The 21,680-nt window shown below is 74.3% G+C and carries 17 protein-coding genes; 8 read left to right on the forward strand and 9 right to left on the reverse strand.

Annotation, left to right across the window (positions count from 1 at the left end; translation table 11 throughout):
- Positions 1–27: 27 nt before the first annotated feature.
- Entirely contained in the window at positions 28–1,194 is a 1,167-nt protein-coding gene (locus tag ACIP4P_RS36810; RefSeq protein ID WP_400926236.1) for a SchA/CurD-like domain-containing protein, read from the reverse strand.
- Between the two features lie 315 nt (positions 1,195–1,509).
- Here ACIP4P_RS36810 and ACIP4P_RS36815 point away from each other — a divergent pair, with 315 nt between their 5' ends.
- The gene (locus ACIP4P_RS36815) at positions 1,510–3,135 is read left to right on the forward strand and encodes an FAD-dependent monooxygenase (RefSeq protein WP_350512531.1); all 1,626 of its coding nucleotides are present in this window, start codon (positions 1,510–1,512) and stop codon (positions 3,133–3,135) included.
- 74 nt (positions 3,136–3,209) lie between these two features.
- Here ACIP4P_RS36815 and ACIP4P_RS36820 read toward each other — a convergent pair whose 3' ends face one another.
- Complete coding sequence (locus ACIP4P_RS36820) at positions 3,210–4,895, reverse strand: APC family permease (RefSeq protein WP_400926239.1); 1,686 nt, start codon at positions 4,893–4,895, stop codon at positions 3,210–3,212.
- A 454-nt stretch (positions 4,896–5,349) separates the two neighbouring features.
- Between ACIP4P_RS36820 and ACIP4P_RS36825 the strand changes: the two genes are divergently transcribed.
- Together ACIP4P_RS36825 and ACIP4P_RS36830 are read left to right on the forward strand one after the other, a co-directional pair.
- Positions 5,350–6,210 carry an EamA family transporter gene (locus ACIP4P_RS36825; RefSeq protein ID WP_400926242.1) on the forward strand — a complete coding sequence of 287 codons (861 nt, stop codon included), beginning with the start codon at positions 5,350–5,352 and terminating at the stop codon, positions 6,208–6,210.
- A 136-nt stretch (positions 6,211–6,346) separates the two neighbouring features.
- Positions 6,347–6,595, forward strand: a complete 249-nt coding sequence (locus ACIP4P_RS36830) for a hypothetical protein (RefSeq protein ID WP_350512528.1) — start codon at positions 6,347–6,349, stop codon at positions 6,593–6,595.
- A gap of 30 nt (positions 6,596–6,625) precedes the next feature.
- Here ACIP4P_RS36830 and ACIP4P_RS36835 read toward each other — a convergent pair whose 3' ends face one another.
- Both ACIP4P_RS36835 and ACIP4P_RS36840 read right to left on the reverse strand, forming a co-directional pair.
- Positions 6,626–6,955: a hypothetical protein gene (locus ACIP4P_RS36835; protein WP_400926245.1), complete on the reverse strand. Its 330-nt coding sequence runs from the start codon at positions 6,953–6,955 to the stop codon at positions 6,626–6,628.
- Complete coding sequence (locus ACIP4P_RS36840; RefSeq protein WP_400926248.1) at positions 6,952–7,257, reverse strand: SAV_915 family protein; 306 nt, start codon at positions 7,255–7,257, stop codon at positions 6,952–6,954. Before ACIP4P_RS36840 ends, ACIP4P_RS36835 begins: the two co-directional genes overlap by 4 nt.
- Before the next feature lie 415 nt (positions 7,258–7,672).
- Between ACIP4P_RS36840 and ACIP4P_RS36845 the strand changes: the two genes are divergently transcribed.
- A complete protein-coding gene (locus ACIP4P_RS36845; RefSeq protein WP_400926251.1) occupies positions 7,673–9,892 on the forward strand; it encodes an NADP-dependent isocitrate dehydrogenase in 2,220 nt (739 codons plus the stop codon).
- Between the two features lie 99 nt (positions 9,893–9,991).
- On the opposite strand, the gene ACIP4P_RS36850 is transcribed toward ACIP4P_RS36845, so the two are convergent.
- Together ACIP4P_RS36850 and ACIP4P_RS36855 are read right to left on the reverse strand one after the other, a co-directional pair.
- Positions 9,992–10,630: a YdcF family protein gene (locus ACIP4P_RS36850; protein WP_400926254.1), complete on the reverse strand. Its 639-nt coding sequence runs from the start codon at positions 10,628–10,630 to the stop codon at positions 9,992–9,994.
- Between the two features lie 142 nt (positions 10,631–10,772).
- Positions 10,773–11,771, reverse strand: a complete 999-nt coding sequence (locus ACIP4P_RS36855; RefSeq protein ID WP_400926257.1) for a cytochrome c oxidase assembly protein — start codon at positions 11,769–11,771, stop codon at positions 10,773–10,775.
- 221 nt (positions 11,772–11,992) lie between these two features.
- Between ACIP4P_RS36855 and ACIP4P_RS36860 the strand changes: the two genes are divergently transcribed.
- From ACIP4P_RS36860 to ACIP4P_RS36875, 4 genes are all read left to right on the forward strand, one after another.
- Positions 11,993–12,946 carry an NAD-dependent epimerase/dehydratase family protein gene (locus ACIP4P_RS36860; protein WP_400926259.1) on the forward strand — a complete coding sequence of 318 codons (954 nt, stop codon included), beginning with the start codon at positions 11,993–11,995 and terminating at the stop codon, positions 12,944–12,946.
- A gap of 111 nt (positions 12,947–13,057) precedes the next feature.
- Positions 13,058–13,801, forward strand: coding sequence for a 3-oxoacyl-ACP reductase family protein (locus tag ACIP4P_RS36865; protein ID WP_400926262.1), 744 nt, complete (start codon positions 13,058–13,060; stop codon positions 13,799–13,801).
- 141 nt (positions 13,802–13,942) lie between these two features.
- Positions 13,943–14,845: a UTP--glucose-1-phosphate uridylyltransferase gene (locus tag ACIP4P_RS36870; protein WP_400926265.1), complete on the forward strand. Its 903-nt coding sequence runs from the start codon at positions 13,943–13,945 to the stop codon at positions 14,843–14,845.
- Positions 14,846–15,107: 262 nt separating this feature from the next.
- Entirely contained in the window at positions 15,108–16,949 is a 1,842-nt protein-coding gene (locus tag ACIP4P_RS36875; protein ID WP_400926268.1) for a protein kinase, read from the forward strand.
- A gap of 48 nt (positions 16,950–16,997) precedes the next feature.
- Here the strand turns inward: ACIP4P_RS36875 and ACIP4P_RS36880 are convergent, their stop codons facing one another.
- The 3 genes from ACIP4P_RS36880 to ACIP4P_RS36890 form a co-directional block, all read right to left on the reverse strand.
- The gene (locus ACIP4P_RS36880) at positions 16,998–19,982 is read right to left on the reverse strand and encodes an AfsR/SARP family transcriptional regulator (protein WP_400926271.1); all 2,985 of its coding nucleotides are present in this window, start codon (positions 19,980–19,982) and stop codon (positions 16,998–17,000) included.
- Between the two features lie 131 nt (positions 19,983–20,113).
- Complete coding sequence (locus tag ACIP4P_RS36885) at positions 20,114–20,617, reverse strand: DinB family protein (RefSeq protein WP_400926274.1); 504 nt, start codon at positions 20,615–20,617, stop codon at positions 20,114–20,116.
- 47 nt (positions 20,618–20,664) lie between these two features.
- Positions 20,665–21,660 carry a 2-hydroxyacid dehydrogenase gene (locus tag ACIP4P_RS36890; protein ID WP_400926277.1) on the reverse strand — a complete coding sequence of 332 codons (996 nt, stop codon included), beginning with the start codon at positions 21,658–21,660 and terminating at the stop codon, positions 20,665–20,667.
- Positions 21,661–21,680: the final 20 nt, after the last annotated feature.

Genomic DNA, 21,680 nt, shown 5'->3' on the forward strand with positions numbered 1-21,680 from the left:
CTTTCCTCCAGGGGAGTTGACGACGCGTCAGGCGTCCAGCGAGCTGCGGTCGGTGACCGGGCTCATGGCGCGGGCGGCGAGGAACGCGCTGAGGCCGTCGACGGTGCGCAGGTCGCCGGCCGGGCCGAGGTCCAGCAGCCGGGCCAGCTCGGCGGCCTCCTGGTCGCCCACCACGCCGAGCGCGGCGGCCGGTTCGGCCTCGGCCGGGACGCGCAGGTCGACCAGGCGCACCACGGTGTCCTCGCGCTGGAAGACGATCGCCGCCGCGACCGGGCCGGTCGGGTCGGCGGTGGCGAGGTTGTCGTGGTCGAAGAGCAGCTCGGCGACGGCCTCGCCCTGACCGGGGCGGACCGGGTAGAGCACGGCGTGCCGGTGCAGTCGCCCGGAGGCGGGGGAGCTGGCGATCGCCTGGTGCCGGGCGGGCAGCGCCGCCTTGGCGAAGAAGGCGCGGGCGGCCTGCGGGTCGCCCAGCTGCCGGGCCTCCTCCAGGTACGGGTTGAGCTCCTCCTCGACGGCCCGCACCTCGGGCTGCATCGCCACGTGGCGCAGCGCGTCGCCCAGGTTGCCGACCACCTCGACGGCCCGCACCACCCGGTTGCCGTGCATGAACAGCGAGGTGCGGCGCAGTCGGGTGTGCTCGTCGACCTCGGCCCGGGGCGAGGTGTAGCCGGACAGGATGCGGGCCACCTCGGCCTCGCTGCCGGGCTTGACGGTGAAGGTCAGCGCGTGGCGCACCACGCCGTCCGGGCCCGGCTCGGCCCGGGGCGGGCCGACGTGTCCGGCGGGCTCGGTGCGCGGCAGGCCGGGCGGGACCTCCATCGGGGCGCGGGTGCCGGTGGAGCCGGCCGCGGAGGTCTCGCGCAGCACGGCGTAGCGCAGCGAGCGGAAGTTGTCGCTGACGCAGCCGTGCATCGGCTTGACCATCTCGCGGTGGGCGGGGCTGTCCACCCACTGCAGGAAGGTCTCCTGGTCCTCCCACTCGCTGGTGATCAGCCACTGGCGGGGGTCGTTGATGGACTGGCACAGCTGGTCGCTGACATGGCCGGGCACCGAGGCCACCTGGTGGCGCAACTGCTCGTAGACGTCGAGGAAACGCTGCTGGGCGCCGTCCTGGATCTCCAGCATCAGCACCACCCTCAGCCGGGTGTCGGAGTCTTCGTGCTGCTTCGGCTGCGGTTCGGACAGAGTCGTCATGATCCACTTTCTGCTCTCGGCCGCACGCGGCGGGCCCTGTCGGCCCCGTCCGGCGGTGCTCCCGGCCTGGGTTCTCGGTCTTGAGGAGGGAGGTGCGGTGCGGTCGGCCCGGGCGGTCGGCGCCAGGCCTGAGGTCGATCGTGAGCGGCCCGATGGGCGCGGCGCGAGATTTGCGGGCCATCCGGGCGAAGGGGCGGCAGAGCGGCCCCCGGGCGGGGGATGGAAGAGCGGGGCCCCCGGCTGAGCGGGCCCGTCGAGGGCGGCGCCGAGTCCAGTCGCCGGGCCGCGGAATCCCCTTACAGGGTGGAGCAATTGATGAATCCGAAGGTTGACGACCGGGTGCCGGTCCTGATCGTGGGCGGCTCCCTGGTCGGGCTGTCGGCCGCGCTGTTCCTCGGCCGGCTGGGGGTGCGCCACCTGCTGGTCGAGAAGCACGCGGACACCTCGCATCACCCACGTGGACGAGGCAACAACGTCCGCACGATGGAGCTGTACCGGGTGGCCGGGATCGAGCCGGGGATCCGTGAGGCGGCCTCGGTGCTCGCCCCGAACCACGGCATCCTCCAGGCGCCCTCGCTGACCGGCGCGGAGCAGGAGTGGCTGTTCCGGGAGATCGACCCGGGCGGGAAGCTGGCCCGGTTCAGTCCCAGCTCCTGGTGCCTGTGCAGCCAGAACGACCTGGAGCCGGTGCTGCTGCGGGCGGCCCGCGAGCTCGGCGGCGACCTGCGGTTCAGCACCGAGCTGGTCTCCTTCGAGCAGGACGACGAAGGCGTCACCTCACTGCTGCGCAGCCGGGAGACCGGCGAGGAGCGGGTCGTGCGCTCGGAGTACCTGATCGCCGCGGACGGCCCGCGCAGCCCGGCCCGCACCCGGCTCGGCATCGGCCAGACCGGCAAGGGCGAGCTGTTCCACAACGTCAGCATCACGTTCCGGGCCAAGCGGTTGGCCGAGGTGGTCGGCGACCGGCACTTCATCGCCTGCTACCTGACCAACCCGGAGGCGGACGGCGCGCTGCTGCCGGTGGACAACCAGTCCGAGTGGGTCTTCCACGCGCCCTGGCACCCCGAGCACGGCGAGCCGCTGGAGGCCTTCACCGACGAGCGCTGCGAGCGGCACATCCGCACCGCCGTCGGCCTGCCCGAACTGGACGTCGAGGTGACCGGCAGGGCGCCCTGGCACGCCGCCGAACGGGTCGCCGAGCGGTACGGCACCGGGCGGGTCTTCCTCGCCGGGGACTCCGCCCACGAGATGTCCCCGACCGGCGCCTTCGGTTCCAACACCGGCATCCAGGACGCCCACAACCTGGCCTGGAAGCTGGCCGCCGTGCTGTGCGGCTGGGCCGGACCCGGGCTGCTGGAGACGTACGGGCAGGAGCGCCGCCCGGTCGCCGAGGTGACCAGCGCGCGGGCCTCGGCCCGCTCCGCCGAGCACAGCCACCCCGGCTACGCGGTGGTCCCGGGTGTCGGCCGGCAGGCCGGGGTGCTGGCGGTGGCGCTCGGCTACCGCTACCCGCGGGGCGCGGTGCTGGGCGCCGACCCGGACGGCGCGGTCGTGCCGGAGCGGTTCGAGTCGGCGGGCGAGCCGGGCAGCCGGGCCCCGCACCAGTGGCTGCTCTGCGCGGGGGTGCGGCTCTCCACCCTGGACCTGTACGAGCAGGCGATGGTGCTGCTCACCGACCCCGAGGGCACGGCCTGGCAGCAGGGCGCCCGGCGGGCGGCGGACCGGCTGGCCGTCCCGCTGGACGCGTACCGGATCGGTGACGGCGCCGAGGACGACCTGGCCCCCGAGCCGGGTACGGACTTCGCCGAGCTGCACGGCCTGGCCCCGGGCGGTGCGGTGCTGGTGCGCCCGGACGGCTTCGTCGCCTGGCGCTCGCGGGGCCCGGTCGCCGACCCGGAGGCCGCGGTCGAGGCCGCGCTGCGGGCGGTGCTGGACCTGTAGCCGACGGTGGCACGTGCGGACGGGCCCGCCGGTCGTGTGGTCGACCGGCGGGCCCGTCCGTTCGGTTGCCGGGGTCAGTGACCGCCCGCGTCGACCACCTCGACGTCGGCGACCTCCCGCTCTATCGCCTCGGCGGGCAGCGCGACCCGGATCGCCCAGTAGTAGATGACCAGGGCGAACACCGAGACCAGCGCCATGTCGTACCACATCGGGATCCGGCCGGTGCCGTCACCGAAGCCGCCCTGCCAGGAGACCAGGCCGAGGCCCAGCAGGTAGACCGGCAGCCACTGGGCGGACCGCCAGTTGAGCCGCGGCGCGTTCGGCAGGCCCTTGCGGATCGCGTACGCGGCGTAGCCGCCGAGCAGGACGTAGCCGAGCACGATGGCGATGCCCAGGCGGGACAGGGTCTGCCAGCCGGCCCAGTAGATGATCAGGCTGGAGACCACGAAGGCGGCCGGGGAGACCACGCCGCCCAGCGGCAGCCGGTAGGAGCGCTCGCGGTCGGGCAGCCGGCGGCGCAGCGCGCCGAAGGCCAGCGGGGCGCCGGCGTACATCAGCACGCTGGCGGAGGTGATGAAGCCGACCAGCTCCTTCCAGCTCGGGAAGGGCAGGAAGCAGATCACGCCGGTGACGAAGGACAGCACCAGGCCGAACCACGGCACGCCGTTGCGGTCCAGCTGCTCGAACTTCTGCGGCGCGTAGCCGTTGCGGCTCAGGCCGTAGGAGATGCGCGAGGTGGAGGTGGTGTAGATCAGCCCGGTGCCGGCGGGGGAGATCACCGCGTCGACCTTCAGCACGTAGGACAGCCAGCCGAGGCCGACCAGGGTGGCCAGACCGGCGAACGGGCCGTCGATGCCGGGGAAGTCGAGCTTCGCCCAGCCGTTGGCGAAGGCGCTGACCGGCAGCGCGCCGATGAAGACGACCTGCAGCAGGGTGTAGATCAGGGCGCCGATGGCGACCGAGCCGAGCACCGCGCGGGGGATGTCGCGCCTGGGGTTGCGGCTCTCACCGGCGATCTGGATGGCCTGCTCGAACCCGAGCAGGGCGAAGATGATGCCGCTGGTGCTGATCGCGGCCAGCACGCCCTTGGCGCCGAACGGGGCGAAGCCGTGCGAGGTGAAGTTGGAGCCGTGGAAGTTGGTGACCGCCAGCACGAAGATCGTGAACAGAGGAACGAAGATCTTCAGCCAGGTGGCGACACTGTTGGTCCGGGCCAGGACCTTCACGCCGAGGAAATTGACCGCGACGAATACCGCCATCAGCCCGGTCGCGACGATGAATCCGCTGGTGGTGAGGGTGCCGTTGGCGTTCTGCAGTCCGCCGGCCCAGGGCGAGTCCTTGGCGTAGCCGATCATGGCCTCGACCTCGATCGGTGCCACGGTGGCCGCCTGGAGCCAGGAGAACCAGCCGAAGGACATGCCGGCCAGGCCGCCGAAGGCGTAGTGCGGGTAGCGCGCGGTGCCGCCGGAGACCGGGAAGAGCCCGCCGAGTTCGGCGTGCACGAGCGCGAGCAGCACGATCGCGACGGCGCCGATGCCCCAGGAGATGACGGCCGCCGGGCCGGCCGCGGTGACGGCGCTCTTCGCGCCGAACAGCCAGCCGGAGCCGATGATCGAGCCGACCGAGGCCCACATGAGGCCGATGAGTCCGACGTGGCGGTTCAGCGACCGGTGGGCGGTCCCGGTGGTTCCGGTGCTCCCGGCGGTGCCGTCGGCGCCGGAGTTCCTGCCGGGCGGCGAGATCTGGTTGAGGGAAGCCATGGGCGATCTCTCTGTGTGTGGGGGCTCCGGGGTGGGCGGAGCGCGGAGAGTTGCCACACAGTAGGGCTATTCAGAGAGCTCTGCACAGATTCCATTGCTGAATGTTTACTTTCTTTGCCGGATATCTGCGCAGGTAGGGGGCGGTCTGTTCGGAGGTCTGTTACGTGACCGGCGAGTAGGTCCAGTATTTGAGCTGGAATTGAGCTCGGATATCCGGCCGGGCAATATGGATCGCCCGTTGTCTCATGGGAATGACCGGAAACGCATAGTCATACCGAGGTGGTGCGTCGTAGCCTGGTCCCGTGCGTTTCGTGATCCTCCCGCCGCCGGTCCGCTAGCGGGCGGCGTACCCACCTGACCCGGCCGAGCGGGAGAGCCCGTCGGCGCCGGGGCGATGACTGCCGCCCGCGTACCCCGCGGACCAGAACCGGCGATCATCGTGGAGCACTGACGCATGACCTCGTACACCGCCGTGCCATTCCGGCACGGCCTGCTGTCCATTTCCGCCGCCGCCGTCGCCTGGGGGGTGGGCGGAGCCGTGGCCGCGCTGCTGATGCGCACCAGCGGGCTCGGCCCGGTGGCCGTCTGCTGCTGGCGCTTCGGCGTCGCGGCGCTCTGTCTGGCGCTGCTGCCCTCGCGGGCCCCGCAAGGCGGCCGGGACCGGTGGGCCGCCGTGCTGACCGGCCTGGGGCTGGCCGTCAGCCAGTGCGCCTACTTCGGCTCGGTGCACTACGCGGGCCTGGGGCTGGGCACCCTGATCACCATCGGCGCCGGGCCGGTGCTCACCAGCCTCGGCGGCCACCGGCTGCTCGGCGAGCGCCTCACCGGACGGGCCGCGGCCGCCGTGGCGCTCGCCCTCGGCGGGCTGGCACTGCTGGTGGCCGCCCCGGCCGCCGGGCCGCGTCCGGCGCTGGGCGTCGCCCTGGCGGTGCTCGCGGGCGCCGGCCAGAGCGGGCTGACCCTGTGGGCCCGGGGCGGCGGTTCGGCCCGGGCCGGCACCGGCGCCTTCGCGACCGGGCTGCTCTGCCTGCTGCCGTTCGCGGCGCTCCAGGGCGCGCTGCCGAGCACCGGGCAGCCGGCGCTGACCGGGGGAGCGCTGCTGTTCCTCGGGACGGTGCCGACGCTGCTCGCCTACCGCTGGTACTTCAGCGGGCTGACCGTCGTGCCGGGCACCACCGCCTCGGTGCTGGTGCTGCTGGAGCCGGCCACGGCGGCGGTGATCGGGGTGCTCTTCCTCGGCGAGCCGCTCACGGCGGGCCTGGTGGCCGGCTCGGCGCTGCTGCTGGCCGCGATCGCGGTGCTGGCCCGGGCGTAGGCCCCTCCCGGCGCTCCTGGTCCGGGTGGGCTGCCTGGGCCTCGGGAGGGTCTTCCGGGCCCGTGGGGCGCGGTGGGTGACCCGGGCGGGTGAGCTGTGGTCGCCGGGGGCGGGGCGCCGTGCTGTCGTGGCCTGCATGAAGACCACATGCGCGGCCCGGGTGGCCGTCTCGACCGTGACCGTCGTCCTGCTCGCCGTCGGCGCCGCCGCCCCCGCCGGCGCGGCGGCGGGCGGACGGCGCGACGTGACCGCCGCCACCTGCCGGGCCGCGGGCGGCCACGTCGAGGGCAGCGGCTACTGCGTGGACGCGAGCGGTCAGGACGACTGGGGCGCGGACATCGACGGCCAGGCGGTCAACCCGAACCCGCGCCCCGGCTTCGAGTGAGCCGGGGCGCGGGTCGGGGCGGCCGTCGGTTCAGGGCACCGGCCGCAGCGTGACCGGTGCCGGGGTCAGCGCCCGCAGCACCAGGTCGATCCGGACCCTGGCGGCGCCCGCCCGGTGCAGGGCGGCGGCGACCGCCCGCAGCTCCTCCGGTCCGGTGCAGGCGAGGCGGAGCTCCAGATCGGCTTCCCCGGCGAGGGCGAGACCGCTCTGGACGGCCGGGTACTCCGCCGCCAGCCGGTTGAAGTCCAGCGGCACCGGCCCGTGGCTGATCCGGGCGATCGCGTGCAGCGACCGGACCTGCCCGGGGTGTCCCGGAGCGGGGTCGAACCCGTCCGGGACGAGATGGAGCGGGGCCGTCACCGGTGCTGGAGGCGGGCGGTCGGGGTCGGGGAGGCGGCCGCGCCGGGGGTGCCGACGGGCGGGGCGACGAGACGCGGGTCGAACACCAGGGTGTCGACGCCGAGCGGGCTGATGAGGGTGCGCAGGGCGGCCTCGCCGAGTTCGGTGTAGGCCTGCTCCGGCCCCAGCAGGGCGGCGAGGCCCTCGGGGCTGGAGAACCCGATCGCGCAGCGGCGGCCGTCGCGCATGCGGAAGAGGCGGAGGGCGGTGGTGCTTCCGGTGCCGGTGGTGTTCACCGGTACGTGCCAGACGACGCAGGCCATGCGGATGCTCCCGGGTAGGGGTGGTGGTGTGGCTGCCGGAACTGCTTGGGTCGACGCTAGGTCGGGTCGTGCCGGGCGTCGCCGGTCCTGACGCAGCGTTGACCGAATGGGGTGGTGCGTTGACGCACTTCTGACACCCGACTCACTCGATTGGACTACGCCTGTTACGCGGGGGCCCGAACTCGGCCCCAACGGGGTCGTACAACCGGCCCAACCCCGCCCGTCCCGTACGGCCCGGGCGCGCTCCGCTTGCCGCGCGCCGCGTCGCGGACCACGGTGGAGCCGTCCGTCGGCGCGCGCTCCGCGGGCCTCCGGAACGGACCGGCGCGCGCTCCGGGGCGGGGGGAGGTGGAGCGAGGGGCCCGGGACGAGATATCTTGACGTCAAGACGTTGGAGACGTGAAGCGGAGTACCGATGACTGACTCGACCATCATCTATACGCACACCGACGAGGCTCCGGCCCTGGCGACCTACTCGTTCCTGCCGGTGGTCCAGGCCTATGCCTCGACGGCGGGTGTGCGGGTGGAGACCCGTGACATCTCCCTGGCCGGGCGGATCATCGCCAGCTTCCCGGAGCGTCTGACCGAGGCCCAGCGGATCGGTGACGCCCTGGCCGAGCTGGGTGAGCTGGCCAAGACCCCGAGCGCCAACATCATCAAGCTGCCGAACGTCTCGGCCTCGGTGCCGCAGCTGAAGGCCGCCGTCGCCGAGCTGCAGGCCCAGGGCTACGCCCTGCCGGACTACCCGGACGACCCGCGGACCGCCGAGGACGAGGACGTCCGCGCCCGCTACGACAAGATCAAGGGCAGCGCCGTCAACCCGGTCCTGCGCGAGGGCAACTCGGACCGCCGCGCCCCGCTGTCGGTCAAGAACTACGCCAAGACCCACCCGCACCGGATGGGTGCCTGGACCGCCGAGTCCAAGACCAACGTCGCCACCATGGGCGAGAACGACTTCCGCTCCACCGAGAAGTCCGCCGTGATCGCCGCCGACGGTGCCCTGCGCATCGAGCTGGTCGGCCAGGACGGCACCACCACCGTGCTGCGCGAGAAGGTCCCGGTGCTGGCCGGCGAGGTCGTCGACGCCTCGGTCATGCGCGCCGCCGCCCTGAACGACTTCCTGGCCGCCCAGGTCGTCCGGGCCAAGGCCGAGGGCGTGCTGTTCTCGGTGCACCTCAAGGCCACCATGATGAAGGTCTCCGACCCGATCGTCTTCGGCCACGTGGTCCGCGCCTTCTTCCCGAAGACCTTCGCCCAGTACGCCGAGGCGCTGGTCGCCGCCGGTCTGAACCCGAACAACGGCCTCGGCGGCATCCTGGCCGGCCTGGACGCGCTGGAGAACGGCGCCGAGATCAAGGCCTCCTTCGAGGCCGAGCTGGCCGAGGGCCCGGCCCTGGCCATGGTCGACTCGGACAAGGGCATCACCAACCTGCACGTGCCGAGCGACGTCATCGTCGACGCCTCGATGCCGGCCATGATCCGCACCTCCGGCCACATGTGGGGCCCGGACGGCCAGGAGGCCGACACCCTCGCCGTGCTGCCGGACAGCAGCTACTCCGGCGTGTACCAGGCCGTCATCGACGACTGCCGCGCCCACGGCGCCCTGGACCCGGCCACCATCGGCTCGGTCCCGAACGTCGGCCTGATGGCCCAGAAGGCCGAGGAGTACGGCTCCCACGACAAGACCTTCGAGATCGCCGCGGCGGGCACCGTCCGCCTGGTCGACGCCGAGGGCAACGTGGTGCTGGAGCAGGCCGTCCAGCCGGGCGACATCTTCCGCGCCTGCCAGACCAAGGACCTGCCGATCCAGGACTGGGTCAAGCTCGCCGTCACCCGCGCCCGCGCCACCGGCGACCCGGCCGTGTTCTGGCTGGACGCCGAGCGCGCCCACGACGCCGTGCTGATCGAGAAGGTCAAGGCGTACCTGCCGCAGCACGACACCACCGGCCTGCAGATCGAGATCAAGTCCCCGGTCGAGGCCACCAAGTTCTCGCTGGAGCGCATCCGCCGCGGCGAGAACACCATCTCGGTCACCGGCAACGTGCTGCGCGACTACCTGACCGACCTGTTCCCGATCCTGGAGCTGGGCACCAGCGCCAAGATGCTGTCGGTCGTCCCGCTGATGGCGGGCGGCGGCCTGTTCGAGACCGGCGCCGGCGGCTCCGCCCCGAAGCACGTCCAGCAGCTGGTCAAGGAGAACTACCTGCGCTGGGACAGCCTGGGCGAGTTCTTCGCGCTGGCCGCCAGCTTCGAGCACCTGGCCGGCACCACCGGCAACGCCCGCGCCCAGGTGCTGGCCGACACCCTGGACCGCGCCACCGGCACCTTCCTCAACGAGGACAAGTCGCCGAGCCGCCGCCTCGGTGGCATCGACAACCGCGGCAGCCACTTCTACCTGGCCATGTACTGGGCCCAGGAGCTGGCCAAGCAGACCGCCGACGCCGAGCTGGCCCAGGCCTTCGACGGCCTGGCCAAGGCGCTCACCGAGCAGGAGAAGGCCATCGTGGACGAGCTGATCGCCGTCCAGGGCTCGGCCGTCGACCTCGGTGGCTACTACCAGCCCGACCCGGCCAAGGCCGCGGCCGTGATGCGTCCGTCGAAGACCTTCAACGAGGCGCTCGCCAACCTCGGCTGATCCTCGGCGGGTCCAAGCACCGGGAGGCCCCCGGGTCCGTGAACGCGGACCCGGGGGCCTCCCCGCGTGTGTCGGGCCGTCGGGCCGGGGCCGGGCCGTTCAGACCAGCCCCAGCACCACCCCGGTGCCGGTGAGCAGCAGCAGGGCGGCCCCGTTGGCGCGGGGCAGCGCGAGCGCCGTGCCGACCGCCTCGCGCAGCAGCTGGTACGGGCCGTGCGCGAGCGGGCCGTCCGCGCCGAGCACCCGGGCGGGGGCGCCGGCCCGGTGGGCGGCCAGGGCGGAGCGGACGGTGTGGAAGCCGCTGGTGACCACCGTGCAGCGGTAGCCGGGGCGTTCGGCGGCCATCAGGGCGGCGCTGAAGCGCAGGTTCTCGGCGGTGTTCACGGCCCGCTCCTCGCGCCGGATCCGCTCGGCCGGGACGCCGTGGGCGAGCAGGTAGCGGGCCATCGCGCCGGCCTCGGTGCAGTCCTCGTGCGGGCCCTTGCCGCCGGTCACCAGGAGCAGCGGGGCGTGCCCGGCGGCCTCCTCGGCGGCGAAACGTTCCAGCGCGGCGTCCAGCCGGGCCCGGAGGGTGGGGGCGGGCTCGCAGCCGTCCAGCGCGGCGCCCAGCACCACCAGGTAGTCGGCCCCGGCGGGCACCGGCCGGCGGCGCTGGCGCAGCGCGCAGCCGAGGAAGCCGAGCAGCCAGAGCAGGACGTACCCGCCGAGCAGGACGGCGAGGAGGAACAGGGCGTGCATACCCCCTCGAACGCCTCCGGTGGGAACACCGTTCCGGACGGGCCGGAACATGACGGAGCCCACGTCCCCGGGGCGGGGGCGTGGGCTCCGTCGGATCGTCAGCGGTGGGCCGGGCCCGCGGTGGGCCCGGCCGACGGCGGACTCAGCCGGCGTCGGCGGCCGGGGTCGCCGGGGCGGCGGGGGCGGCGGCCGGGCGCTGGCCCTTCTTGTTCAGCGAGGCCAGGTAGGCGTTGTACGCCTCCAGCTCGGCGTCGCCGCTGCGCTCCTCGGCGCGGTCGCGGCGGCGGGCCTGCCGCTGCTCGGAACCCATCCACTGGTAGACCAGCGCGATCAGCACGATCGCGGTCGGGATCTCGCCGAACGCCCAGGTGATGCCGCCGGCCAGCTTCTGGTCCTCCAGCAGGTCCGTCCCGGGCGGTGAGCCCTGGACGGTGAAGGTGGACACCAGCGGGTGGCTGGCCATCATCACCGCCACGCCGAAGAAGGCGTGGAACGGCATCCCCATGAACAGCTCGATGATCCGCATCACGTGGCCGGGACGGTGCGGGCCCGGGTCCACGCCCATGATCGGCCAGAAGAAGGTCAGACCGGTCATGAGGAAGTGGACCATCATGAAGATGTGCCCGAGGCGGTACTGCATCAGGAAGTCGAACGCCGGGGTGAAGTAGACCCCGTACAGGCTCGCGATGAACATCGGGATGGTGAACATCGGGTGCGAGATCACCCGGACGTACCGGCTGTGCAGCAGCGCCACCAGCAGCTCGCGCGGCCCGCGCGGCCGGCCCTTGCCCGCCGGGCGCAGGGCGCGCAGCGCGAGCGTGATCGGGGCGCCGAGCAGCAGCAGGATCGGGGTCAGCATGGAGAGCACCATGTGCTGGATCATGTGCGCGCTGAACAGCACCATGCCGTAGTCGTTCAACCCGCTGCAGGTGACCAGCAGCAGGCTGGCGACGCCCGCGACCCAGCCGACCACCCGGCCGACCGGCCAGCGGTCCCCGCGCCGGTACAGCCGGACCACGCCGGTCAGGTACAGCGCCAGCGCGACCAGGCCGCCGAGCAGGAAGACCCAGTCGGGGGACCACGTCCACACATTGGAGAGGGTGAACGGGCCCAGCTGAGTCATCCCGCCGTGGTGGTGCATTCCTGACATTCCGTCGCCCATCGGCGGGTCCTGCTTCCGTCCTCGTGGTCCCCGGTGGGGGTCCGGTTCGCCCGTTTTGCTTGGCATACAGCCTAGGCGGGCCTTACCTGGCGCATACCGCCGCCCCCTCCGTACGGGTGGTCCCGGGTGGTCCCGGGTGGGGCGGCGGGCTGGCTAGACTGACCGGCCGGTCGGCAGGGAGGAACGGGGAGGAAGCAGCCATGGCGGTGGCGCAGCGGCCCGACGGGCGGCCCGTGGTCGCGCTCACCGGGGCGACCGGCTTCATCGGTTCGGCCGTCCGGGCGGAGCTCGCGGCCCGCGGCGTCCCGGTGCGGGCCCTGGTGCGCGGCGAGCCCGTACCGGACGGACACACCGACTGGGTGCCCGGCGACCTCGCCGACCGGGACGCGCTGGACGGCCTCTGCGCGGGCGCCGGGGTGCTGCTGCACCTCGCCTCCCGGGTCGCCGGCGACGCCGACGAGTGCGCGGCCGTGAACGACCGCGGCACGGCGGCGGTGCTGGCGGCGGCCACCCGGGCCGGGATCCGGCGGATCGTCCACCTGTCCACCACGGCGGTGTACGGCGCGGGACCGCACGACGGCATCGCCGTCGACGAGGTGCCCGCCGCGCCGCTGTCCGCGGCCAGCCGCACCCGGCTGCTCGGCGAGGGCCACGCCCTGGCGGCCGGCGCCGCGGTGCTGCGCCCCGCGCTGGTCACCGGGACCGGCGACCGCTGGGTGGTGCCCGCCCTCGCCGAGCTGGCCCGCAGGGTCCCGGGCCGCTGGGCGGGCGGCCAGGCCCGGCTCTCCCTGGTGGACCGGACGGACCTCGCCCGGCTGATCACCGGGCTCGCGCTGGACGCCCCCGGACCGGTGGCCGGAGTCCACCACGCCGCCCACCCGGAGCCGGTCCGCGGCGGCGACCTGCTCGACGCCCTCGCCGGGCTCGGCCTGCTGCCCGCCCCGGACGGCCCGTCGCTGCCCTGGGAGGAGTGTCGCCGGCTGCTCGCGGCCACGCCCGGGCGGGTCTCCGAGCGGCAGTTCGCCATGATCGCCCGGGACCACTGGTACCGCGGCGACGAGGTCTGGCGCCTCGCCGCCTGCCCGCCCGGCCCGGGCCCGCTGGCCCGCCTCGCCGCGGCGGCGCCCTGGTACCGGACGCTGCTCGGGCTCTAGGACACGGGCCCAGGACGGCGCTCGGGCGGGAAATCGCTTGAACCTGACATCAGTGTCAGGTCCTATCGTCGGGCTACGCCGAACTCGGCGTCCACGGACGGGGGAAGAACGATGAGCAGTGACCTGGCCGGCAAGGTGGCCCTGGTGACCGGCGGCAGCCGGGGCATCGGCGCGGCGGTGGCCAAGCGGCTGGCGGCCGAGGGGGCGGCGGTGGCGCTGACCTACGTCCGGGCGGAGGACCAGGCCCGTACGGTCGTCAAGGAGATCGAGGAGGCGGGCGGCCGGGCGGTGGCGATCCACGCCGACCTGGTCGAAGCGGACTCCGCCGCCCGGGCGGTGGAGGAGACGGTCCGGCAGCTGGGCGGGATCGACGTCCTGGTGAACAATGCGGGCTTCCTCACCTACGGTCCGCTCGCCGAGGTGTCGGTCGAGGAGATCGACCGGGTGCTCGCCGTCGACGTCCGGTCGGTGCTCCTGGCCTCCCGGGCCGCGGCCCGGCACATGGGCGAGGGCGGGCGGATCATCAGCATCGGCTCCTGCTTCAACGGGCGGGTCCCCGGCGCGAACTTCGTCCTCCAGGCGACGGCCAAGACCGCGCTCACCGGGCTGACCAAGGGCCTGGCCCGGGAACTCGGCCCGCGCGGGATCACCGCCACCATCGTCGACCCGGGCCCGATCGACACCGACATGAACCCCGCCGACGGTGACTCCGCCGACTTCCAGCGCTCGCTCACCGCCCTGGACCGCTTCGGCGCGGCCGAGGACATCGCCTCCGCCGTCGCCTTCCTGGCCGGCCCCGGCGGCCGCTACGTCACCGGCACCGCCCTTGCGGTGGACGGCGGCTACACGGCCTGAGTGAACGGCCGGTGCACGGGAGGGCGGCGACGGGGGTGTCGCCCTCCCGGGCACGGTCATGATCATGGATCGATCCTTGGTAGCGTCGGGCGCGGTGCCGCTCAACTGCGGCGCAGCGCCGTCGACATGAGAGAGCATCACATGGCCACCAGGACGATCCGCCGAGCCGTCATCCCCGCCGCCGGACTCGGTTCCCGCCTGCTGCCGCTGACCAAGGCCACCCCGAAGGAGATGCTGCCGGTCGGCGACAAGCCGGTGATCGAGCACACCGTGCGCGAGCTGATCGAGAGCGGCATCACCGACATCACCATCGTCGTCAACGGCGACAAGGGCCTGATCCAGGAGCACTTCCGCCCCAACCCGGTGCTGGTCGAGCAGTTGCGCCGGGACGGCAAGGCGGCGTTCGCGGACGCCGTCGAGGAGGTCGGGGAGCTGTCCCGCAAGGGGCACATCAGCTACCTGTACCAGCACGGCCCGTACGGCAACGGCACCCCGGTGCTCAACGCCGCCCGGCACTTCGGGGACGAGCCCTGCCTGGTGCTGTGGCCGGACGACGTGTTCGTCGCCGAGGTGCCGCGCGCCCAGCAGCTGATCCGGGCGTTCGAGCAGACCAACGCGCCGGTGCTGGCGCTGATGCCGATGGCGCCCGAGGACTCCTACCGCTACGGCGTGCCGGTGGTGAAGGAGGACCTCGGCGGTGGCTCGCTGCGGATCACCGGCCTGGTGGAGAAGCCCAAGCCGGCCGACGCCCCCTCCGGGTACGCCGCCATCGGCGGGTACGTGATCACCCCCGGCATCGTCGACGAACTGCGCGAACTCACCCGCCGCTGGCACGAGAAGCCGGAGGACGAGGTCTACCTGACGGACGCCATCAACGCCTACGCGGCCCGCCGCGCCGTCTACGGGCAGGTCATCGCCGGCACCTGGTACGACACCGGCAATCCGGCCGCCTACCTGCGCGCCCAGTTCGCGGCGGCGCTCGCCAACCCGGAGTACGGGCACGAGCTGCGCCGGCTGGCCGCGGAGCTCGCCCCCGCCGACTGAGCACGGGGCCGGAGGGCCGGGTCCGACCGGCCGGGTCCGACCTGATGCGACCGGATGCGGTCGGATGCGGCCACCCCGGGCGGGGCGGGCCGGGCGGGCTCCATAGGATGGCAAGTCGTTGACTATTCGCCGGTGTCAGGATCTTCGGAGGGCGCCCCGGACCAGGGCGCTCCGGACCAGTGACCCGGGATCAGGGCGCGCCCGTGGAACCGGGCCGGTCGCCGGATTCGCTCCGGTCCTCGGGCTTGATTCAGGGAGAACCATGCAGGACACCGTGCTCGCCGACCGCTACCGGCTGTTGGACTGGCTGGGCGGGGGATCGATGGGCGACGTGTGGCTCGCTGAGGACGAGGTCCTGGGCCGCCGAGTGGCCGTCAAGGTGGTCAAGCCCGCCCTGCTGGACGAGCCCGGCTTCGCCGAGCGCTTCCACGCCGAGGCCCGCGTCATGGCGCAGCTGCGGCACCCCGGCATCGTCGGCGTGTACGACTACGGGCACACCGCCGCGGACGGGCGGGCCTCGGTCGGCTACCTGGTCATGGAGCTGATCGACGGCGAGCCGCTGAGCGCGGTCCTGGAACGCCGCGGCGCCCTGCCGGTGGCCGAGGCGCTGCGGATGGCGCTCCAGGTGCTGGAGGCGCTGGAGGCCGCGCACGAGTCCGGGGTGGTCCACCGGGACGTCAAACCGGCCAACCTGATGGTCCGGGGCGACCGGACGGTGATCGCGGACTTCGGCATCGCCCGGCCCGGCTGCGACGCGCGGCTGACCGTCCCCGGGATGGTGCTCGGCACCGCCGCCTACCAGGCGCCGGAACAGGCCTCCACCGGGACGGTCACCGCCTCGGCGGACCTCTACGCGCTCGGCGTCGTCCTGTACGAGTGCCTCGCGGGCCGGCTGCCGTTCGACGGGGAGACCGCGCTGGAGGTGATCCTCAAGCATCTGACCGAGCCCGTGCCGCCGCTGCCGGAGGGCGTGCCCGCGCCGGTGGGCGCGCTGGTGGCGCGGGCGATGGCCAAGGACCCCGGCGAGCGCTGGCCGGACGCCGCGGCGATGGCCGCGGCGGTGCGGGACGCGCTCGCGACGGGTGGGGACGCGCTGGCGACGGCCGGGGACGAGGCGCGGCCGGTCGGGGAGACGGCTCCGCAGCGGCCGCGGTCGGCCCGCCGACGCGTGCGGCCGACGGGGCCGCGGGTGCGCGCGCTGGCCGCGGTGACCGCGCTGACGGTGCTCTGCGTGGGAGGCGCCGCCGGGGCGACGGTGATCCGGGCCGGCGCGCCGGAGGGGGCGGCCGTCGCCCAGCCGTCGGCCGACCCCGCAGGGCCGCCCGTCGTCGCCTCGGTGGCGGACGACCGCTCGCCCGCCGGACAGCCGTCCGCCCAGCCGCCGGCTCCGGAGGGGTCGCCCGGGCCGGGAGCGAGCGGGAGCCCCGCGGCCGGGTCCGGACCGGCTGCCGTGCCCGTCCCGGCCCCGGTCGTCGCCGAGCCCGCCCCGGCCGCTCGGCCCGGCCGACCCGACGCGCCCGCCCAGCCGCCCGTCGGGCCGGCCCCGGCCCCCACCACCGGGCCCGCTCCGGCCCCCGTCGTACCGCAGCCGACGCCGCCGCCGGCCTCCGGCACCCCGGACCGGCCCGCGGGCCGCGACCAGCCCACGCCCACGGCCTCCGCGACCACGACGCAGCCCGCACCGCCCACCGAGCAGCCGAGACCGCCGCTGCCCAACCTGGCGCAGATCACCGGCAACGGTGCCGTGCTGGACAACTACAGCTCCGTGGACAAGGACGGCAACGGGGTCAACACCTACATCCCCAACGGCTCGCTGGCCCAGGTCTGGCGGCTGGACAAGATCTCCGACGGGAGGTACTACCTGCGCAACGGCGCCAGCAACTTCACCAAGGTGCTGGATCTGGACGTGACCAGCAAGAAGGTGCAGATCTGGACGAACCCGCCGGCCGCCGAGAACCAGATCTGGTCCCTCGTGCCGGTTCCGGGCGGCTACCAGATCGTCAACGCGACCACCAAGGAGTGCCTGACCTCCTACGGAGTCGGCTACTGGGTCGGCGTGGGGGTCTGCTCGGACACGCCGAAGCAGGTGTGGACGTTCTCCTGAGCGGCCGGGCCCGAACGGCCGTCTGAGCGGCCGGGGCCCGAAGGGACGTCAGGCCGGCAGCCAGGACGGCCACTGCCGGCGGGGCCGGTCGGCGGGCCGGCCGGGTCCGAGCAGTGCCTGCAGCCGGTCGGCCTCGGGGGAGCCGATGGCGGCCAGGATGTCGTAGGCCTCCGAACGGCAGGCCCGGGCCGCCTCCGCGGTGGCGTCGCGGTCGGCGAGCGTGTCGCCGAGCGCCGCCAGGGCGAGTCCGCGGCCGCGGCGGTCGCCGTCGAGGGTCAGCACCCCGACCGCCCGGTCGGCCGCCTCCACCGCCTCGTCGCCGCGGCCGACGGCGCGCAGTGACTCGGTGAGCCGCAGCAGGGTACGGCCGGTCCGGCGCCGGTCGTCCGGCCGCAGCAGGGCGAGGGCGGCGCGGTGGTGGCGCAGGGCCTGCTCGAACTCGCCGCGGTCGTGGGCGATCGTGCCCAACGAGTCGAGCGCGAGCGCCTGGAGCTCGCGGTCGGCGAGCTGGTGGCAGATCAGCAGGGACTGGTCGACGACCCGGGCCGCCGCGTCGAACCGCCCGAGCTCGGTGAACGCCCCGGCCAGGTCGAGCAGTTCGGCGGCCGCCGAGCGCCGGTCGCCGAGCCGCTCCCAGGCCGCGATCGCCGCGCTGAAGCCGTCCACCGCGTCGCCCGGCCGGCCGATCTGGACGAACAGGGCGGCCAGCGAGGCGTGGGCCAGGGCGAGCAGCGGCCCCGGCAGGTCGTGGGCGGTGCACAGGTCGCGGGCCCGGATCAGCTCGCCGAGGGCCGCCGGTTCGGAGCCGACCTCGGTCAGCAGCCGTCCGAGCACCAGTCGGGCCCGGACCTCGGCCGTCCGGTCGCCCTGCCGCACGGCGGTCTGGAGCAGTACCTTCGCCGCGTGCCCCAGCGGCCGGGTGGCCTGGCCGGTCTCGCACAACAGGCTGCAGCCGAGCAGCAGTTCGGCCACCAGGTCGAGCCGGGTGGGCGCGGGGAGAGCGGCGTACTGGCCGACCAGGGCGCCGATGCCGGGGAACTCCGCGCGGCCCCGGGCCACCGCCCGGGCGTCGGGGGCGCGGGGCGCGTCGGTGCCGGGCAGGGCCGCGCGGGTGGCGGCCGGGCCGAGGGCCGCGACGGTCTCGGCGTGGAGGTGGACCGCCAGCCGGGTGAGGACGGCGGCGGGGCGGTCGGCCTCCGCGTCCGCGCTCGCCCCGGTGTCCGGTTCGGTGTCCGGTTCGGTGCCCAAGTCAGCTTCCGGGCCGAGCCGTTGGGCGAAGGCGCGCAGCAGGTCGTGGTACCGGTAGCGGTCCGGTGCCACGGTCTCCAGCATCGAGCAGTCGACCAGTGACTCGGCCAGCTCCTCGGCCGTGTCCTCGGGCAGGCCCAGCACCGCCGCGACCCCGCCCGGCGACAGGTCGGGCACCTCCGGCACCGCCAGCAGCCGGAAGGCGCGGGCCTGATCGGGGGCCAGCTGGTCGTAGCCGAAGCGGAACGCCGACTCGACGGCGAGGTCCCCGGTGCGCAGCACGTCCAGTCGGCGACGGTTCTCGGAGAGCTTGTCGAGCAGCCGGGCCAGGGTCCAGCCCGGCCGGCAGGCCAGCCGGGCGGCCAGGATGCGTACGGCCAGCGGGAGGTGGCCGCAGAGCCGGACGAGTTCCCGGGCGGTGTCCGCCTCGGCCGTCAGCCGCTGCTCGCCGACCACCCGGCCGAGCAGGTCGAGGGCCTCCTCCGGGGCGAACGCGGGCAGCTCGACGACGTGGGCGTTCGGCAGCGAGCCGAGCCTGGCCCGGCTGGTGGCCAGCACGGCGCAGCCGGGCCGGCCCGGTAGCAGCGGCCTGATCTGTTCGGCGTCCCGGGCGTTGTCGAGGACCACCAGCACGCGTCGGCCGGAGAGCAGCGAGCGGAACTGGGCGGAGCGCTCGGCGAGTCCGGGGGCCAGCCCGTCCGCGGGTACGCCGAGGGAACGGAGGAGGGCGCCCAGCGCGTCCTCGGGCCGGGTCGGGCGGCCGTCGGCCCCGTGCAGGTCGACGTGGAGCTGGCCGTCCGGGAAGTCCGCGGCCAGCCCGTGCGCGACGTGCACGGCCAGGGCCGTCTTGCCCACGCCGCCCAGGCCCGACACCGTGGCCACCGGCACGGTGCCGGTGGCGAGCAGGGCGGTCCGCAGCTCCTCGGTCTGTGCCGCGCGGCCGGTGAAGTCGGAGAGGGCCGCCGGCACCTGGGTCGGCCGGACCGGCGCCCGGTACGGCGGGCGGACCGCGGCGGTGCCGGGCCGGGGCGGGGCGGGCGCCAGCAGGGCCCCGTCGCCGGCCAGGATCCGGCGCTGCAGCTCGCGCAGCCCGGGCCCCGCGGCGACGCCGAGCTCCGCCCGCAGCCGCGCGTCCGTCGCGCGGTACACGCCCAGGGCGTCGGCCTGCCGGCCGGCCTGGTACAGGGCCAGCATCAGCAGCTCGGCGAACCGTTCCCGGAGCGGGAACTCGGCGGTGGCCGCCGTCAGTTCGGCGACGGCCCCGCCGGACGGGCCGGCCTGGACCTCGGCCTCCAGGCACGCTTCCAGGACGGTCACCCGGCGCTCGGCCCACTCGCCGCGCTGCCGCTCGGCGTACGGCCCGGGAAGCCCGGGCATCGGCTCGCCCTGCCAGAGGGCCAGCGCCGAGCGGAGCGCCGCGGCGGCGCGGGGGTGCTCCCCGGCGCCGCGCAGCTCCCGGGCCTCGCCGACCAGTTCCTCGCAGCGCCGGGTGTCCAGCCCGCCGGGGGCGACGGTCAGCAGGTAGCCACCGGCGAGTGAGGTGAGCGGGGCGGGCCCGAGGACGCGGCGCAGGCGGTGGACGTACGTCCGGATCACCGCCCTCGCCCGGAGGGGCGGCTCCTCGTCCCACAGGTCGTCGACGAGCTGATCGGTCGACACCGGGTGGTTGGCCCTCAGCAGCAGCGAGAGCAGCAGGCTCCGCTGCTGCGGCGACCCGAGCGCGAGCTCCCCGCCGTCCCGCCACCCCCGCACCGGCCCCAGCACCGCGAACCGCAACCCATCCACCGGTCGTCCCCTCCACCCGCAAACAAACCCCCCCGGCGCATGATACCGACTGCATCGTCCCTGGTCAGAGGGTGCTCGCCGGAGGCCCGGCGGTGGGGCCGGGCGGTGGGGCCGGGCGCTGGGCGGCGGGGTCAGTTGCGGTCGTGGTCCCCGGTGGCGCCGTCGGTGAGTTCGCGCAGGATGTCGAGGTGTCCGGCGTGCCGGGCGGTCTCGGTGGTCATGTGGATGAGCACCCAGCGCAGCGAGACGGTCCGGCCCGACCAGGAGGTGCCGGTGTCCTCCAGGTCGAGTTCCGCGATCACCTCGTCGGCGGCGGCCCGGGCGCGGGCGTAGAAGGCCAGCACGTCCGCCGTCGACTCGTGCGGCTCGATCCGCAGGTCGGACTCGTCGTCGGCGTCGACGTCGAACGGCAGCGGTCCGGTCTCCCGGCCGAACGTCTGGCGGAACCAACCGAGTTCGGCGCCGCCGAGGTGCTTGACCAGGCCCAGCAGGTTGGTCCCCGAGGGCGTCAGCGGTCGGCGCAGCTGCTCGTCGTCCAGGCCCTGGACCTTCCACAGCACCACGTTGCGGTGCCGCTCCAGGGCCGCGTGCAGGCTTTCCTTCTCATCGCCGGTGAACGGCACGATCGTGACCATGCGCGGGACGCTAGCAGACCGGCCCGGACCGGCGGCCGACGGGCCGGTCAGCCCTTCGGTACGAGGGTGTTCTCGTTGCTGCGGCCGGTGGCGAAGTCGTCGATGTTGCGGGCGGTGGCGTCGATGATCTGGCCGACGGCGGTGTGGGTGAAGTAGGCCTGGTGGCTGGTGACCAGGACCTGGGGGAAGGTGACCAGGCGGGCGAGGGTGTCGTCGGTGATGCCCTCGATGGAGCGGTCGGTGAAGAAGACGCCGGTCTCCTCCTCGTAGACGTCGAGGCCGACGCCGGAGAGGCGGCCGGCCCGCAGGGCCTCGACCAGGGCGGCGCTGTCGACGAGGCCGCCGCGGCTGGAGTTGACGAGGATGGCGTCGGGCTTCATCCGGGCGAGGGCGGCGGTGTCGATGAGGTGGTGGGTGGCCGGGACGAGGGGGACGTGCAGGCTCACCAGGTCGGCGCGGGTGAGGAGTTCGGGCAGTTCGGTGTAGTGCATGCCGAGGTCCCGGCAGGCCGGGTTCTCGGCGATGTCCCAGCCGAGCAGGGTGGTGCCGAAGCCGGCCGCGATCCGGGCGAAGCACTCGCCGATCTTGCCGGTGCCGATCACGCCGACGGTCATCCCGTGCACGTCCCGGCCGAGCAGGCCGTCGAGGCGGAAGTCGAACTCGCGGGTGCGTCCGGCGGCCCGGACGATCCGCCGGTTGACGGCCAGGGCCAGGGCCCAGGCGTGTTCGGCGACCGCGTACGGGCTGTAGTGGGAGACCCGGGCGACGGTGAGGCCGAGGTCGGCGGCGGCTTCCAGGTCGATGTTGTTGAAGCCGGTGGAGCGCTGGGCGATCAGCTTGGTGCCGCCGGCGGCGAGGACGGCGAGGGTCTCGGCGTCCAGGACGGCGTTGACGCTGCTGCTGACGACCGGGTAGCCGGCGGCGAGCGGGGCGGTGTCGTGGTTGAGGAACAGGTCCAGGCAGCGCAGTCCGTGCCGGCCGGAGAAGGCCCGTTCCAGCAGCGGTCGTTCGTCGGCCTGCACGCCGTACGCCAGGATCTCCACGTGCGGTCCTTCCGGTCGGC

The organism is Kitasatospora sp. NPDC089509 (assembly GCF_044749365.1).
In the GTDB taxonomy this organism is placed as follows: domain Bacteria; phylum Actinomycetota; class Actinomycetes; order Streptomycetales; family Streptomycetaceae; genus Kitasatospora.